The organism is Streptomyces sp. NPDC085946 (genome assembly GCF_044540485.1).
In the GTDB taxonomy this organism is placed as follows: Bacteria; Actinomycetota; Actinomycetes; order Streptomycetales; family Streptomycetaceae; genus Streptomyces.
Map to the genome: position 1 here is coordinate 60,515 of NZ_JBITSF010000016.1, position 18,706 is coordinate 79,220.

Sequence of the window (18,706 nt, forward strand, 5' to 3'; positions counted from 1 at the left end):
CCGTGTGCGGGTCCGCCGGCCGCCCGGCCGCACTTCCCCGGACGACGGCCCCGGTCGTCCCTGCCCGCGTGCCCGCACCGCTCCTGCCCCCGAAGGACTTGACCCATGACGGACCTGCACCACCAGCCCGCACCGGTGTCCCCCCTGCCGCAGGCCGGCCATGCCCGTCCCACGGCGGGCGGCGACGCGTCCCGCCCGGCGCCGCACGCACCGCTCGGCGAGCTGTTCGCCGCGTGGGCGGCCCGCACGCCGCACGCCCCCGCGGTCACCGACGGGCGCCGGACGTGGAGCTACCAGGAACTCGCGGTCCGCGCCCGGCGCCTGGCCGCGGACCTGGCCCGGCGCGGGGCCGGCCCCGACCGCACGGTGGCGCTGGTCCTGCCGCGCTCGGTCGAACTCGTCGCGGCGGAACTGGCGGTGGCCCTGGCGGGCGCCGCCTTCCTGCCCGTCGACCCGGACTACCCCGCGGAACGCCGGGCGCTGATGCTCGCCGACGCCCGGCCCGCCGTGGTCCTCGACGAACCGGCCGAGGTCCGCCGCCTGCTGGACGACGCGGCCGCACCCCCGGCCCCGGGCGTCACGGTGGACGCCGACCACGCCGCGTACGTCATCTACACCTCCGGCTCCACCGGGACGCCCAAGGGCGTGACGGTCACCCACCGGGGCATCGCCGGCTTCGCCGCGGCCGCCGCCGAACGGTACGCCGTGCGCCCCGGCGACCGGGTGCTGCAGTTCTCCTCGCCCAGCTTCGACGCCTCCGTCCTGGAGCTGTGCGCCTCCGTCCTGTCCGGCGCCACCCTCGTCGTCCCGCCGGACGGGCCCTGGCTGGGCGACGAACTCGCCGCCGTCCTGGAGGAACACCGCATCACCCACGCCCTGATCCCGCCCGCCGCCCTCGCCACCCTGCCCGACCCCGCCACGACGGGCGCGGCCCCGTACCTGCGCACGCTGATCGTGGGCGCCGAGGCGTGCCCGGCCTGGCTCGTCGACCGCTGGGCGCCCGGCCGGCGCATGATCAACTCGTACGGGCCCACCGAGGCGACCGTCGTCGCCACCTGGACCGGGCCGCTGTCCGCGGGCGGCGGCACCCCGACGATCGGCGGCCCCCTGCCGGGCACCGAGGCGCACGTCCTGGACGCGGCGATGCGACCGGTCCCGCCCGGCACCGACGGCGAACTGTACGTGGGCGGCGACGGCGTGGCCCGCGGCTACCTCGGCCGCCCCGGCCTGACCGCCGCCCGGTTCGTCGCCAGCCCCTTCGGCCCGCCCGGCGCCCGGCTGTACCGCACCGGCGACCGGGTGCGCCGGACCGCCGGCGGGGAGCTGGAGTACCTCGGCCGGGCCGACCGCCAGGTCAAACTGCGCGGCTTCCGGATCGAGCCCGGGGAGATCGAGGCGGCGCTGCAGCGCCACGCCGCGGTGCGCGACGCCGTGGTGGTGGTCCGCGAGGACGAACCCGGCCTGCGACGGCTCGTCGGCTACGTCACGCCCGCCGACGCCCAGCGGCCCCCGCACCCCGGCGACCTGCGCACGGCGCTCACCGGCGCCCTCCCGGCCCACATGGTGCCCTCCGCCGTCGTCGTCCTCGACGCGCTGCCCCTCACCCCGCAGCGCAAGATCGACCGCCGGGCCCTGCCCGCCCCCGGCCGCCCGTCCGCCGAGGGGCACGTCCCGCCGCGCTCGGCCGGGGAACGGGCCCTGGCCGCCATCTGGGCGGACGTGCTCGGCACCGGGGCCGTCGGCGTGCGGGACGACTTCTTCGACCTCGGCGGCGACTCCGTCCTGGCCGCGCGGACGCTGGCGCGGATCCGGGAGGAACTGGGCGTCCGGCTGTCGGTGCGCGACGTGTTCACCGCCCGCACCGTCGCCGCCCTCGCCCCGCTGGTGGGCGACCCGTCCGCCGCGACGCCGCCGGACCCGATCCCGCACGCCCCGCGCGACCGGCCGCTGCCGCTGTCCAGCGGACAGCGCCGGCTGTGGTTCCTCGACGACCTCACGGCCGGCGGCACCGAGTACAACACCGGCGTGGCCCTGCGGCTGCGCGGCCCGCTGGACACCGCGGCGCTGCGCCGCGCCCTGGACCGGCTCGCCGCCCGCCACGACGCCCTGCGCACCACGTTCGCCACGGTCGACGGGCAGGTGGTCCAGCGGGTGGCCGACGCCGCCGTCCTCCCGCTGCGCACGGCCGACCTGCGCGACCTGCCCGCCGAGCGGCGCGACGAGGCCGCCGAGGCCCTGCTGACCGAGGAGCTCGGCCGCCCGTACGACCTGGCGGCGGGCCCGCTGACCCGGGCCCTGCTGGTCCGGTGCGCCGACGACGACCGACTGCTGCTGCTCGCCCAGCACCACATCGTCACCGACGGCTGGTCGGTGGGCCTGCTGACCCGCGACCTGGCCGCCCTGTACGCGGCGGAGACGTCCGGCACCCCCGACGCCCCGGACGGCCTGCCCGCACCGGCCGTGCAGTACCCGGACTTCGCGGCGTGGGAACGGCGGCGCCCCGCGCAGGCCGACGCCGACGACCTCGCCTACTGGAGACGGCACCTCGTCGGGATGCAGCAGCTCGACCTGCCCACCGACCGTCCCCGGCCCGCCGTGCGCACCACCGCCGGCGCCGCCCACCGCCACCGGCTCCCGGCGGACCTGGTCGCCCGGCTGCGCCACCTGGCCGCGGGCCGCGGCACGACCGTCTTCACCCTGTTCGCCGGGGCGGCCGCCGTGCTGTTCTCCCGGTACTCCGGGCAGCGGGACGTGGTGTTCGGCACCGTCACCAACGGCCGGGACCGCACGGACCTGGAGGACGTCGCCGGCTTCTTCGTCAACACGGTGGTGCTGCGCGAGGAGGTGGACGACACCGTCACCGTCGACCGGTTCGTGCAGCGGGTGCGGGCCACCCTGCTGGACGCCTTCGCGCACGGCGCCGTGCCCTTCGACCGGGTGGTGGAGGAGATCGCCCCGCCCCGGGACCCCAGCCGCACCCCGCTGGTGCAGGCGCTCGTGGTCCAGCAGACCGCGCCGGCCCACCCGCCGCAGGCCGGCGGGGTCCGCATCGAGGACCATCCGCTGCCCCGCCCGGCCGCCCGCTTCGACCTCGTGCTGGAGTTCGAGCCCGCCCCGGACGGCGGGTTCGCGCTGACGGTCGAGTACAACACCGACCTGTTCGAGGCGCGCACCGCCGAGCGGATGAGCCGCCACCTGCACCGCCTGCTGGACGGCATGGCGGAGGGACCGCACCGCACGCTCGCCGAGCTCCCGCTGCTGTCGGACGGCGAACGGCGCACCCTGCTGGACGCCTGGAACCCGCCCGCGCCCGCCGGGCGGGCCCCCGCGGACGCCACGCTGCCGGAGCTGTTCGAGGCGCAGGTGGCCCGCACCCCCGACGCGACCGCCGTGATCCACGGCGACGAGCGGCTGTCCTACGCGGAGCTGAACCGCCGCGCCGACCGGCTCGCCCGGCTGCTGACCGCCCGCGGCGCGGGCCCCGAGACGCTGGTCGCGCTGTGCCTGCCCCGCGGCATCGACCTGCTGCCGGCGCTGTGGGCCGTCCTGAAGTCGGGCGCGGGCTACCTTCCCGTGGACCCCGGCTACCCGGCCGAACGCATCCGCCTCATGCTCACGGACGCCGCCCCCGCCCTCGTCCTGGCCGCCCGCGGGACCGCCGGGGCGCTGCCCGCCGGATGCGAGCCGCTGATCCTGGAGGACTGCGCGGCCGGCCCGGCGTCCGGCGCCGCCGGCGACCGCACGGACGCGGACCGGCCCCGGCCGCCGCACCCCGACCACCCCGCGTACGTCATCTACACCTCGGGCTCGACCGGGCGGCCCAAGGGCGTCGTGGTCACCCACCGCAGCGTGGCGGCGCTGGCCGGCTGGGTCCGGGAGCGCTTCGGGGCCCGGCGGCTGGCGCACGTGGTGGCCTCGACCTCGCTGAACTTCGACGTCTCGGTCTTCGAGATGCTCTGCCCGCTCCTGGCCGGCGGCAGCGTCGAAGTCGTCGCCGACCTGCCCGCCCTGGCCGACGGGGCGGGCCCGCGCCGGGCCGCGCTGGTCAGCGGTGTGCCGTCGGTGGTCGGCCGGATGCTCACCGAGGACGCCGTCTTCGAGGCGGACACCGTCGTCCTGGCCGGTGAGGCGCTGCCCGCGCAGACGGTCCGGGACCTGCGGGACGCCCTGCCCGCCTGCGAGGTGGCCAACCTCTACGGACCGACGGAGGCCACCGTCTACGCCACCGCCTGGTTCGCCGGGGACACCCTGCCCGAGCAGGCACCCCCGATCGGCCGGCCGGTGGCCCGTACCCGCGCCTACGTGCTGGACCGGCTGCTGCGCCCGCAGCCCCCCGGCGTCACCGGCGAGCTGTACCTCGGCGGCGGGGGACTGGCGCGCGGCTACCTGCGGCGCCCCGGCCTGACCGCCGGCCGGTTCGTCGCCGACCCGTTCGGGGAGCCGGGGTCGCGCATGTACCGCACCGGGGACCTGGTGCGGTGGACCGCCGACGGCGAACTGGAGTACCTCGGACGCATCGACCAGCAGGTCAAGGTGCGCGGCTTCCGCATCGAACTCGGCGAGGTGGAGGAGGCGCTGCGGCGCTGCCCGGGCGTGGTCGAGGCGGCCGCCGTGGCCCGGGACGGCGACGGCCACCGCCGCCTGGTCGGGTACGTCGTCCCCGCCGAGGGAGCCAGGACGGAACCGGAGGCCGTGCGCCGGGAGCTCGGCCGCACCCTGCCCGACTACATGGTGCCCGCGACCGTCGTGGTGCTGCCGGAGCTGCCGCTCAACCCCAACGGCAAGCTGGACCGCAGCAGACTCCCCGACCCCGGCCCGGCCGTGCACACCGCGCGGCACGTCCCGCCGCGCACCCCCACCGAACGGACCCTCGCCGCGATCTGGGCCGAGGTCCTGCACGTGGAACGGGTCGGCGCGGACGACAACTTCTTCGCGCTGGGCGGCGACTCCATCCTGAGCATCCAGGTGGTGGCCCGGGCCCGGCAGGCCGGTCTGACCGTGACCTCCCGGGACGTCTACCGGCACCAGACCGTCGCCGCCCTCGCGCGCTGCGCGGACGCGGCGGGCACCCGCCGGACCGCCGCGCCGGCCGCCGCGCCGGCCGCCGTGCCGGCCACCGGCCCGGCGCCGCTGACGCCCATCCAGCGCTGGCTGTTCGACACCGCCGGGGAGCGGGCCGGCCACTTCGCCCAGACGCTGTCGCTGGAGCTGGCGGACCCGGTCGACGCCGCCGCGCTGGAGGACGCCCTCAACGACGTGGTCGCCCACCACGACGCGCTGCGCTCCCGCTTCCTCCCGCCGGACCCGGACGGCCCGCACGGCGTCCGCTGGCACATCGACGCGCAGACCCCCCGCCTCCGGCTGGCACGCCGCACCGGCGACGACACCGGCACCCCGCACGGGGGCCCCTTCGACCTCACGCGCGGCCCGCTGCTGCGCGCCGTCCTGCACGACCGCGGAGCCGGCCGGCCGCCCGCCCTGCACCTGGCCGTCCACCACCTGGTGGTCGACGGGGTCTCCTGGCGCCTGCTGCTGGAGGACCTCGACCGGGCCTACCGGGCCCGCCGCGACGGCCGCGACGGCGCGGCGGCGCTGCCGCCCCGCACCTCCGCGCTGCGCCACTGGGCGCAGCGGCTCACCGGGTACGCCGCCGAGGGCGGCTTCGACAGCGAACGGGAGTACTGGGCCCGGTCCGTCGCCGGCGCCGCGACGGCCCTGCCCGCCGACCTGCCCGGCGGCAACACCTACGCCACGGCCCGCGCGGTGACCGTGCGCCTCACCCCAGAGGACACCGCCGTCCTGCTGCGCACCCTGCCCGACACCTACCGCACCCGGGTCAACGACGTCCTGCTCAGCGCCCTCGGCCGGGTGCTGTGCGCGTGGACCGGACACGAGCGGGTGCTGGTCGACGTCGAGGGGCACGGCCGCGAGGAGCTGTTCGCCGACGTCGACACCAGCCGTACCGTCGGCTGGTTCACCACCCGCCACCCTGTCGCCCTCGCCGTCCCGCCGGACGCGGACTGGGACGCCGTGCTCAAACAGGTCAAGGAGCAGCTGCGGGCCGTGCCCCGGCACGGCCTGGGCCACGACGCCCTGCGCCACCTGACCGCGACCCCGCCCGGCGGGCCCGCCGCGCAGGTCAGCTTCAACTACCTGGGCCGCTTCGCGCCGCCGGACCACCCGGACGGCCTGTACCGGGGCGCGCTGCGCCCGCTCGAACTGGACGCGGACCCCGCCGCCGAGCGCCCGCACCCGCTGGAGGTCATCGGCCAGCTGGTGGACGACACGCTGGAGTTCACCTGGATGTACAGCGAGGGGCTGCACCGGGAGGAGACCGTCGCCGACCTGGCCGGGCGGTTCGCCGACGCGCTGGCCTCCCTCGCCCGCCACGCCGCCCGCCCGGGCGCCGCCGGCCGCACCCCCTCCGACTTCCCGCTGGCCGCGCTCGACCAGGCCGCCGTGGACCGCATCACGGGCGACGACCCGGCGGCGGTCGAGGACGTCCACCCGCTCACCCCCACCCAGGCCGGGATGCTCTTCCACGGTATGGGCGAGGACGGCCGCGGCACCTACTTCCAGCAGCTCACCTTCGTCCTGGACGGCGTGCCGGAGCCCGGCGCGCTCGCGGACGCCTGGCAGCGGGTCACGGACCGCACCCCGGTGCTGCGCGCCCGCGTCCGGTGGCAGGACGTGCCCGAACCGCTGCTCGTGGTGGAGCGGCACGCGCCCGTGCCCGTCACCCGGACGGACTGGCGGGACCTGTCCGAGGCCGAGCGGGACGCCCGGCTGCGCGACCTGATGGACCGCGACCGCGCCGAGGGCATCGACCTGGCGCGGGCCCCGCTGCAGCGCCTGGTGCTCGCGCGGGTCTCCGACACGGCCGTGCGCGTGGTGTGGTCCTTCCACCACCTGGTCCTGGACGGCTGGAGCCTGTTCCAGGTCCTCTCGGACGTCTTCGCCTGCCTCGCGGACCGGCCCCTGCCCGACCGCCGGCCCTTCGCCGACTACGTGGCCTGGCTGCGCGACCGCGACCGGGACGAGGCCGAACGGCACTGGCGGGACCGCCTCGCCGGCCTCGCCGAGACCACCGCGCTGCCCTTCGACCGCGAACCGCGCGAGACCCACCGCGCGGAGTCCACCCGGGCGGTCCGCGTCACGGTCCCCGCCGCCACCACCCGGGCCCTGGCCGGACTCGCCAGGACCGCCGGCCTGACCCTGAACACCCTGGTGCAGGGCGCGTGGGCCGTCCTGCTGAGCCGCCAGACGGGCCGCGACGAGGTCGTCTTCGGCACGACGGTCTCCGGGCGGCCCGACGAGCTGGCCGGGGCCGACACCATGACCGGCCTGTTCATCACGACCCTGCCCGCCCGGGTCACCGTGCCGCGCGGGACGGCCCTGCTCGACTGGCTGCGCCGGCTCCAGCAGGAGCAGAGCGAGGACCGGCGCCTCGGCCACGTACCGCTCACCCGCCTGAAGGCGTTCACCGGACTGCCCGAGCGGGCGTCCCTGTTCGACAGCATCGTCGTCTTCGAGAACTACCCGGTCGACGACGGCCTGGCCGCCGCCCACGGACTGCGCCTGAGCGACCTGGACGGCATCGAGACCACCAACTACCCGCTCAGCCTGGTGGCCTACCCGGGCGAGCGGCTCACCCTGCGCCTCGGCTACGACCCGGAGCTGTTCGACGCGGCGACGGCGGCCCGGATGGGCGAGTACCTCACCGTGCTGCTGGAGGGCATGGCCGCCGGGCCGGAGCGGGCGCCCGCCCGGCTGCCGCTGCTGACCCCCGAGCGCCGCGAGCAGGTCCTGCACGCGTGGAACGACACGGCGGCCGCCCTGCCGGAGGCCACCCCGGGCGACCTGTTCGCCGACCGGGTGCGGCGCGGCCCCGACGCCGTCGCCCTGGAGGCGGGGGAGGAGCGCCTGACGTACCGGGAGCTGGACGGGCGGGCCGCGGGCCTCGCCGCCCGCCTCGCCGCGCTCGGCGTGGCCGCCGAACGCCCGGTGGGCGTGCTGATGGACCGCTCCGTGCCCCTGGTCGTCGCCCAGCTCGCCCTCGCCCGCACCGGCGGCGTGTACGTCCCGCTGGACGGCCGGGCCCCGCGCGAACGCCTGCGGCGGATGCTCGCCGAGGCCGGCGCGGACCTGCTGCTCACCGACGGCGGGTGGGAGGAGACGGCCCGCGCGGTGCTGCCGGAGGGCACGGTCGTACGGGCTGACCTCCCGCTCACCGGACGGCCGGCGGCCGACGTGCCCGCCCCGCACCCGGACAACGTCCAGTACGTGATGTTCACCTCCGGCTCCACCGGCACCCCCAAGGGCGTCGCCGTGCGCCACCGGGACGTCGCCGCGCTCGCCCTCGACCGGGCCTTCGCCGGCCACGACCGGGTGCTGGTGCACTCCCCGCACGCCTTCGACGCCTCCACCTACGAGCTGTGGGTGCCGCTGCTGCGCGGCGGCACGGCCGTCCTCGCCCCGCCCGGCGACGTGGACGCCGCCGTGATCCGCGACGCGGTCACCGAGCGGGGCGTGCGGTGCCTGTGGCTCACCGCGGGCCTGCTGCGCCTCCTCGCGCAGGAGGACCCCGGCTGCCTGCGCGGCGCCCGGGAGGTGTGGACCGGCGGCGAGGCCGTGCCGGGCGCGGTGGTGCGCCGGGTCCTGGACGCCTGCCCCGGCCTGACCGTCGTGGACGGCTACGGCCCCACCGAGACCACCACCTTCGCCACCCGCCGGACCTTCCGGGCCGGCGACCCGCTGCCCGCCGTCCTGCCCATCGGGCGCCCGCTCGACAACATGCGGGTCTACGTCCTCGACGACGCCCTCCAGCCCCAGCCGCCGGGCGTGCCGGGCGAGCTGTACATCGCCGGGGCGGGGCTCGCGCGCGGCTACGCCGGGCGGCCCGGCGCGACCGCGGCCCGCTGGCTCGCCGACCCGTTCGGGCCGCCCGGGGAGCGGATGTACCGCACCGGCGACCTCGTGCGCTGGAGCGCCGACGGCGAACTGCACTTCGTGGGCCGCGCCGACGACCAGATCAAGATCCGCGGGTTCCGCGTCGAACCCGCCGAGATCGAGGCCCGCCTCACCGCCCACCCGGCCGTCGCCGAGGCCGTCGTGTCGGTGTACCCCCACGACGGGCGCAAGCGCCTGGCCGCCCACCTGGTGCCCGCCGCCGGGGCGGCCGTGCCCTCCGCGGCCGAACTGCGCGCCCACGTCTCCGCCGAGCTGCCCGACTACATGGTGCCCGCCGCGTTCGTCCCCGTGGCGGAGCTGCCGCTGACCGCCAACGGCAAGGTGGACCGGCGCCGGCTGCCCGCCCCCGACTGGTCGGCGGCCGGGCAGAGCGCCTACCGCGCGCCGCGCACCGACGCCGAGCGCGCCCTGGCCGCCGTGTGGGCGGAGCTGCTGGGCGTGGAACGGGTCGGCGTCGACGACAACTTCTTCATGCTGGGCGGCGACTCGATCCTCAGCATCCAGGTCGTCTCCCGGGCCCGCGCCGCCGGTCTGGCGCTGACCCCCCGCGACCTGTTCCGGCACCCGACGATCGCCGCGCTGGCCGCCGCCTCGGCCGCCGCGGGCGGCGGCGCCGCGCCCGTCGCCGGGACCCGGCCGGTCACCGGCGACGTCGAACTGAGCCCCATCCAGCACTGGTTCCTCGACGCCGGGCCCGAACGGCCCGACTTCTTCGACCAGTCCGTCGTCGTGGAGAGCCCCGGCGACCCCGACCCGGACGCCCTGCGCCGCGCCCTGGCCGCCCTGTGGCAGCACCACGACGCCCTGCGCACCCGGTTCGCCCGGCGCGGCGACGGCACCTGGCACCAGCACTGCCCGGCACCCGGCGAGGAGCCTCCCGGACTGCTGCGCGTGCACGACCTCGCCGGGCTCGGCGCGGCGGCGGCCGAGGAGGCCGAGGCCCGCCTGACGGCCGAGGCGCACGCCGCGTTCCGGCTGGACACCGGGCCGCTGTTCACCGCCCGCCTGTTCACCCGGACCGGCGGCCGGCCCGCCCGGCTCCTGCTGGCCGCCCACCACCTGGTCGTCGACGGTGTCTCCTGGCGCGTCCTGCTGGAGGACCTGGAGACCGCCTACCGGCAGGCCCGCGCCGCGGAGCCGGTGCGCCTGCCGCGGCGCACCACCTCCGTGCAGGAGTGGACGCGGCGGCTCGCCGCCCACACCGCCGCCGGCGGGTTCGCGGCCGAGCGCGCGCACTGGAAGGCCGTCGCCCGGCACTGCGCCCCGCCGCTGCCCACCGACTCCGACGGCGGCAACACCGCCGCCGACCTGCGCGCGGTCACGGTCCGGCTCGACTCCGCCCGCACCGACGCCCTGCTGCGCGAGGTCCCCGGCGCCTACCGGACCCGGATCGACGACGTCCTGCTCACCGCCCTGGGCCGCGTCCTCGCCGACTGGACCGGGCGGAGCACCGTCGCCGTCGGCCTGGAGGGCCACGGCCGCGAGGACCACCTGTTCGACGACGTCGACCTGTCCCGCACGGTCGGCTGGTTCACCTCCCTGTTCCCCGTCGCCCTGGACGTGCCGCACGGGGACTGGGGCGCGGCGCTGAAGTCCGTCAAGGAGCAGCTGCGCGCGGTGCCCGGCCGGGGCCTCGGCTACGGCGCCCTGCGGTACCTGGCCCGCGACGAGGAGCTCGCCGCCGCGCCCGCGCCCGGCATCAGCTTCAACTACCTGGGCCGGTTCGACTGGTCCGCCGACGACACCGCCGCCCTGGTCCGCTCCGTGCCCGGCGGGCTGGGCGGCGCCGACGCGCCCGAGTCCGCGCGCCCGCACCTGCTGGACGTCGTGGCCCACGTCCACGACGGCGCGCTGGAGATCACCTGGCACTACAGCGCCGGCCGGCACCACGAGCGGACGGTGACCGCCCTCGCCTCCGGCATGCTGGGCGCACTGGAGGACATCGTCGCGCACTGCCTGCGCCCGGACGCCGGCGGCCGGACCCCGTCGGACTTCCCGCTGGCCCGCCTGGACCAGACGGCCGTGGACCGGGTCGCCGGGGACGGCCGCTCCGTCGCCGACCTGTACCCGCTGACGCCGATGCAGGCGGGCATGCTGTTCCACAGCCTGATGGACCCCGACGCGCGCACCTACGTCAACCAGGTGCAGCTCGTCCTGCGCGGCGTCACCGACCCGGACGCCCTCGCCGAGGCCTGGCAGCACACGGCCGACGCCAACGCGGTGCTGCGCACCCGGCTGGTGTGGCAGGAGACCGCCGAACCGCTCCAGCTGGTGCAGCACCGGGCGACCGTGCCCGTCACCCACCACGACTGGTCCGGCCGGTCCGCCGCGTGGTGCGCCCGCGCGCTGGAGGAGCTGCTGGAGACGGACCGGCACGCCGGCATCGACCTGGCGGCGGCGCCGCTGATGCGGCTGACCCTGATCCGGCTCTCGGCGGACCGGGTACGGCTGGTGTGGACCTTCCACCACGTGCTGCTCGACGGGTGGAGCGCCGCCCAGGTCTTCGACGAGGTGTGCGAGCGGTACGCGGCGCTGACCGCCGGGCGCCGCCCCGAGGTCCCCGAGCGGGCCCCGTTCGCCGCCTACCTGCGCTGGCTGGCCGGACAGGACACCACCCGGGCGGAACGCCACTGGCGCGAGACGCTCGCCGGTTTCTCCGCCCCGACCGAGCTGCCGCGCGACCGCCGCCCCGCCGAGGCGCACCGCACCTCCTCCTCCGGGTCGGTCACGGTGACGCTCGACGCCGACCGCTCGGCACGGCTGCGGGAGACCGCCCAGCGGGCCGGGCTGACCCTCAACACCGTGCTGCAGGGCGCCTGGGCGCTGCTGCTGTCCCGGTACGGCGGCGGGGACGACGTGGTCTTCGGCACGACCGTGTCCGGCCGGCCCGCCGAACTGCCGGGCGTGGAGGGCATGGTGGGCCTGTTCATCAACACCCTGCCCACCCGGGCGCGGATCGACGGGCGGCGCCGCCTCCTGGAGTGGCTGGGCGAGCTGCAGGCCGCCCAGTCGGAGGCCCGGCGCCACGACTTCGTCTCCCTCGCCCAGCTCCAGTCCTGGAGCGACGTGCCGGGCGGCACCAACCTGTTCGACAGCATCGTCGTCTTCGAGAACTACCCGTTCGACGAGGGCTCCCTGGCCCGGCACGGACTGGCCGTCGAGCACGAGCGCGACGTGGAGCCCACCAACTACCCGCTCAGCGTGGTCGTCGCCCCCGGCGAGCGCCTGACGGTCGCCCTGGACTACGACCCGGCCGCGTTCGACGCCGCGACGGTCGAGGAGCTCGGCGCGAGCCTGCGCACGCTGCTGACCGCGATGGCCGCCGACCCGGACCGGTCGCTGGCCGACCTGCCGCTGATGGACGCCGGGCGGGGCCGCGCCCTGCTCGACCGGTTCGGCGGGCCGGTCGTGCGCGCACCGCACCGCACCCTGCCCGAGGCGTTCGAGGAACAGGCCGCCCGCACCCCCGACGCCGTCGCCGTCCTGGCCGGCGACGCGTCGCTGACCTACCGGGAGCTCGACGGGCGCGCCAACCGGCTGGCCCGGCTGCTCGTCGACGCCGGCGCCGGACCCGAGCGGTTCGTCGCGCTGGCGCTGCCCCGCACCGCCGACCTGGTCGTGGCGCTGCTGGCGGTCCTCAAGAGCGGCGCCGCCTACCTGCCGGTCGACCCCGGCTACCCGGACGAGCGGCTCGGGTTCCTCTTCGCGGACGTCCAGCCGACCGCCGTGGTCACGACCTCGCAGACCTCCGCCCGGCTCCCCGACGGCCCGTTCCGCCGGATCGCGCTGGACGACCCGGCCTGCGCCGCCCGCCTGGCCGCCGCGTCCGCCGCCGCCCTGGGCGACGCCGACCGGCACGCGCCGCTGCTGCCCGGCCACCCCGCCTACGTCATCCACACCTCCGGGTCGACCGGCCGCCCCAAGGGCGTGGTCGTCGCCCACGCGTCGGTGGTGGCGCTGACCGACTGGGCCGCCGCCGAGTTCGCCGGGCGCGGCCTGGAGCACGTGGTCGCCTCGACCTCGCTCAACTTCGACGTGTCCGTGTTCGAGATCTTCTCGCCGCTGCTCTCCGGCGGCCGCGTCGAGATCGTCCGCGACGTCCTCGCCCTCGCCGAACGCCGCGGCCCGTGGCGGGCCGGACTGCTCAGCGCGGTCCCCTCGGCCCTCGGCCGGCTGCTGACCGACGACACCGTCGAGGTCGGCGCCGACACCGTCGTCCTGGCCGGCGAGGCACTGCCCGCCGCCACCGTCCGCCAGGTCCGCGCGGTCGTGCCCGGCTGCCGGGTGATGAACGTCTACGGCCCCACCGAGGCCACCGTCTACGCCACCGCCTTCACCTGCGACCCGGCCGACCCCGACCGCGTCCCGCCGATCGGCCGGCCGGTCGGCGGCGCCCGCGCCTACGTCCTGGACGACCGGCTGCGCCCGGTGCCCCAGGGCGCCCCCGGCGAGCTGTACCTCGCGGGGACCGGCGTGGCCCGCGGCTACCTCGGCAGGCCCGGCCTGACCGCGTCCCGCTTCCTGCCCGACCCCTACGGCCCGCCGGGCAGCCGCATGTACCGCACCGGCGACCTGGTCCGCTGGAGCGCGCAAGGCGACCTGCTGTACCTCGGCCGCTCCGACGACCAGGTCAAGGTGCGCGGCTTCCGCATCGAACTGGGCGAGGTGGAGGCCGCGCTGGCCCGCCACCCGCGGGTCGCCGCGGCCGCCGCCCGCGTCGTGGAGAGCGACGGGCACCGGCGCCTGGTGGCGTACGCGGTGCCGCGCGGCACCGACGCCCCGGACCCCGCCGAACTGCGCGCCTTCCTCCAGCGCACCCTGCCCGACCACCTGGTCCCCGCGGCCGTGCTGCCGCTGGACCGGCTGCCGCTCGGCGCCACCGGCAAGCTGGACCGGCGCGCCCTGCCCGAGCCGGTGTGGGCCGCCCCGGCCTCCGGCGGCGGCCGGCCGCCGCGCACCGGCACCGAGAAGACGCTCGCCGCGATCTGGGCCGACGTCCTGGGCGTCCCCGAGGTCGGCGCCGACGACAACTACTTCGCGCTCGGCGGCGACTCCGTCCTCGGCATCCAGATCGTCTCCGCCGCCCGCCGGGCCGGGCTCGCGCTGACCCCCCGGCACCTGTTCACCCACCAGACCGTCGCCGACCTGGCCGCGGCGGCCGGGGACCTGCCCGCCCCGGCGGTCACCGCCGAGCAGGGCGCGGTCGTCGGCGACGCGCCGCTCACCCCCGTCCAGCACTGGCTGCTGGACACCCTCACCGGCGACCCGGCCCGCTTCACCCAGGCCGTCTCCTTCCACCTGGCCGCCGACACCGACGAGAGCCTGCTGCGCGCCGCCCTGGCCGCCGTACTGGACCACCACGACGCGCTGCGGCTGCGGTTCGAGCCGGCCGGGGACGGGCGGTGGCGGCAGTACGGCACCGCGCCCGGCGCCGCGCCGCACCTGGAGGTGCACGACCTGCCCGGCACCCCGGGGACCGACGGGCTCGCCGAGCGGCTGGGCGGCGGATTCGACCTCACCGCCGGTCCGCTGCTGAAGGCCGCCCTGGTCCGCCCGGGCGACGGCTCCCGGCCCGTGCTGCTGCTGGCCGCCCACCACCTGGTCGTGGACGCGGTGTCCTGGCGGGTGCTCATGGAGGACCTGGACACCGCCTACCGGGCGCTGCGCGCCGGGAACCCGCCGGACCTCGGGCCGAAGACCACCTCGTTCCGCGCCTGGGCGCAGCGGCTCGCCGCGCACACCGCCGCCGGCGGCTTCGACGACGAACTCGCCCACTGGCAGGCCCTCGCGGACGACGCCCCGCTGCCCACCGACCACGCCGGACCGAACACCGCCGCCGACGAGGAGACCCTGACGGTCGCCCTCGACGGCGAGGACACCCGCCGCCTGCTCCAGGACGTGCCGGACGTCTACCGCACCCGCGTCAACGACGTCCTGCTCACCGCCCTCGGCCGGGTCCTGGCGCGCTGGACCGGCCGGGACCGGGTGCTCGTGGCGCTGGAGGGCCACGGCCGCGAGGACCACCTGTTCGACGACGTCGACCTCGCCCGGACCGTCGGCTGGTTCACCACCATGTTCCCCGTCGCCCTCGACGTGCCGCGCGACGCCGGCACCGGGACCGTCCTGAAGGCGGTCAAGGAGAACCTGCGGGCGGTGCCGCGCGGCGGCCTCGGCTACGGCGCCCTGCGCCACCTGCACCCCACCGCGGGCGCCGGACTGCCCGGCCTGCCGCAGATCGGGTTCAACTACCTCGGGCAGCAGGACGGCGACGCGGCCTCCGACGGCCTGCTGCACGGGCCGTACGGCCCGCTGACGGGCGGCATGGACCGGGCGGCGGAGCGGCCGCACCTCATCGACGTCCTCGGCCGGGTCACCGGCAAGCGGCTGGAGTTCACCTGGGCGTACTCCCGCGCGGTGCACCGGCGCGAGACCGTCGCCCGGCTGGCGGCCGAACTCGCGGACGAGCTGCGCCGGATCGTGCGGCACTGCGCCGGGCCCGGCGCCGGCGGCCGCACCCCGTCGGACTTCCCGCTGGCCGGGCTCGACCAGGCGGCCGTCGACCGGCTGGTGGGCACCGGCCGCGACGTCACGGACGTCTACCCGCTCACCCCCACCCAGACCGGCATGGTCGTCCACGCCCTGGACGAGGCCGGGCAGGGCCTGTACGTCGAGCAGATCACCTTCGTGGTGGACGGGGTGCGCGAGCCGGGGCTGCTGGCCGCCGCCTGGCAGCACGTCGTGGACCGCACGCCCGTGCTGCGCACCGCCGTGGTGCTCGGCGGGGTGCCCGCACCGCTCCAGGTCGTGCACCGCACCGCCGTCCTGCCGGTCACCGGACACGACTGGACCGCCCTGGCGCCGGACGCCCGCGCCGCCCGGCTGGAACGGCTGCTGGCCGAGAACAAGGCGCGCGGCCTTCCCTTGGACCGGGCACCGCTGCTGCGCCTGCACCTGATCCGGCTCGCCGAGGACCAGGTGCGGGTGGTGTGGACCTTCCACCACGTCCTGCTGGACGGCTGGAGCGTCTTCCACGTCCTGGCGGACGTCCTGGCGAGCCACGCCGCGCTCGCCCGGGGGGAGGAACCGCGCCTGCCGGAGCGGCGCCCGTTCGCGGACTACGCCGCCTGGCTCGCCGGCCGGGACACCGCCGAGGGCGCGGAGCACTGGCGCACCGCGCTCGCCGGGCTCACCGCGCCCACCCCGCTGCCGTACGACCGGCGGCCCGGCCCGGACGCCACCGCCCGCTCCGGCACCTGGCTGTCCACGCGGCTCGGGGCGAAGGAGACCGCCCGGGTGCAGGACTTCGCGCGCCGCCACCGGCTCACCCTCAACACCGTCGCGCAGGGCGCCTGGGCGCTGCTGCTGGCCCGCTGGAGCGGCGAGCGGGAGGTGTGCTTCGGCACCACCGTCTCCGGGCGGCCCGCCGACCTGCCCGGCGCCGACACCATCACCGGCCTGTTCATCACCACCCTGCCCGCCCGGATCACCGTGGACGGCGACGCCCCCTGCGACGCGTGGCTGCGCGCGGTGCAGGCCGCGCGGGCCGAGGACCGCCGCTTCGACCACATCCCGCTGACGGAGCTGCAGCGCCTCGCCGAACTCCCCGCCGGAACCTCCCTGTTCGACAGCCTGCTGGTGTTCGAGAACTACCCGGTCGGCGACGCGACCGCGGGCGAGCACGGCATCGCCGTACGGGACCTGGACGCCCGCGAGGCCACCAACTACCCGCTCACCGTGGTGCTCTCGCCCGGCGACGAACTGGTCGTCGAACTCGGCTACGACCCGCGGTACTTCGAGGAGTCCACGGCCCGCTCCCTCGCCGACCAGCTGCTGCACACCCTGCACGCGCTGGCCGAGGCGGACGGCGCCGTCCGCCTGGACGCGCTGGACGTGCTGCCGCCCGACCGGCGGGCGCGGCTGCTGGACCCGCCCGCCCGGCCCGCGACCCCGCCCCCCGCCGCCGTGCCGCTGCCCGCGCTGATCGAGGCGGCGGTGGACCGGTGGCCCGCGGCCCCGGCCCTGGAGGCACCGGGCCTGCTGCTCAGCTACGCCGAGGCGGAGACGCGGGCCAACCGCCTGGCGCACCACCTCATCGCACGCGGCGCGGGCCCCGGCGAGCTCGTCGCCCTCGTCCTGCCGCGCTCGGCCGACATGGTCCTCGCGCAGCTCGCCGTGGCCAAGACCGGCGCCGCGTACCTGCCCGTCGACCCCGGCTACCCGCCGGAGCGGGTCGCGCTGATGCTGCGCGACGCGGCCCCCGCCGTCACCCTCGACGCCGACGAGGCCGCCGCCCTGCTCGCGGCGGACCCCGGCGGCGGCCCGGAGCACCGCCCCACCGACGCCGACCGCACCCGCCCGCTGCACCTCGACGACCCGGCGTACGTCATCTACACCTCCGGCTCCACCGGCACCCCCAAGGGCGTCGTCGTCACCCACCGGGGCCTGGCCGCCTTCGCCGCCGCCGAGGCCGAGCACTACCGCGTGGCCCCCGGCGACCGGGTGCTGGCCTTCGCCACGCCCAGCTTCGACGCCTCGGTGCTGGAACTGTGCGCGGCCCTGCCGCACGGCGCCCGGCTGGTCGTCCCGCCGCCCGGCCCGCTGCTCGGCGCCGACCTGGCCGCCGTCCTGCGCGACGGGCGCATCACCCACACCCTGCTCCCGCCGGCCGCGCTCGCCACCCTGCCGCCGGACACCCCCGGCACCCTGCCCGCCCTGAAGACCCTGATCGTCGGCGCCGACGCCTGCGGCGCCGACCTGGTGGCCCGCTGGGCGCCGCACCACCGGATGGTCAACTCCTACGGGCCCACCGAGGCCACCGTCGTCGCCACCTGGTCCGACCCGCTGGAACCGGACGGCACCGCGCCGCCCGTCGGCCGCCGCCTGCCCGGCACCCGGACCTACGTCCTCGACGCCCGGCTCCGGCCGGTCCCCGACGGCGTGCCCGGCGACCTGTGGCTGGCCGGGCCCGCCCTGGCCCGCGGCTACCTGAACCGGCCCGGCCTGACCGCGGCCCGGTTCACCGCCGACCCGTTCGGCCCGCCCGGCGGCCGCATGTACCGCACCGGCGACCTGGTGCGGCGCGACGCCCGCGGCGAACTGCACTACCTCGGCCGCACCGACCACCAGCTCAAGCTGCGCGGCCACCGCGTCGAGGCGGGCGAGGTGGAGGCCGTCCTCGTGCGCCACCCGGCCGTGCTGGACGCCGTGGTGAGCGTGCGGGAGGACGAGCCGGGGCTGCCGCGCCTGGTGGCCCACGTGCTCGCCGCGCCCGGCGCCGAGCCGCCCGACCCGGCCGGGCTGCGGGACCTGGCCGCCCGCACCCTGCCCGCCCCGATGGTCCCGTCGGCGTTCGTGGTGATGGACCGCTTCCCGCTCACCGAGAACGGCAAGACCGACCGGGCCGCCCTGCCCGCCCCCGACACCGCCCCGAGCACCGGGGACCGCGAGCACGTCGCGCCCCGCACCCCCACCGAGGAGGCCCTGGCCGCCCTGTGGGAGGAGGCCCTGCACACCACGGTCGGCGCCGAGGACGACTTCTTCGCCCTCGGCGGCGACTCCCTGCGCGCCGTGCTGATCGCCTCCCGGGCGGGCGAGATGTTCGACGTGACCCTCACCCCCCGCGACGTCCTGGTCGGCCGCACGGTCGCCGCCCTGGCGGACCTGGTGGAGGAGCAGGTGCTCAGCGAACTCGAAGACGCCGCACGCGGCGACAGCGACCCCGACGAACGGTGAGGAC

Annotated in this window: 1 protein-coding gene; it reads left to right on the plus strand. The window is 77.6% G+C overall.

Annotated elements, in window-relative coordinates; all coding sequences use genetic code 11:
- The first annotated feature begins 105 nt into the window (after positions 1 to 105).
- Positions 106 to 18,702 (plus strand): non-ribosomal peptide synthase/polyketide synthase, encoded by an 18,597-nt coding sequence (locus ACIF8T_RS27815; RefSeq protein ID WP_400038840.1) that lies wholly within the window; start codon positions 106 to 108, stop codon positions 18,700 to 18,702.
- Positions 18,703 to 18,706 lie beyond the last annotated feature (4 nt).

Excerpts from the sequence above, each read along its gene's own strand:
- ACIF8T_RS27815 (WP_400038840.1), top strand. The coding sequence starts at position 106 with ATGACGGACCTGCACCACCAGCCCGCACCGGTGTCCCCCCTGCCGCAG.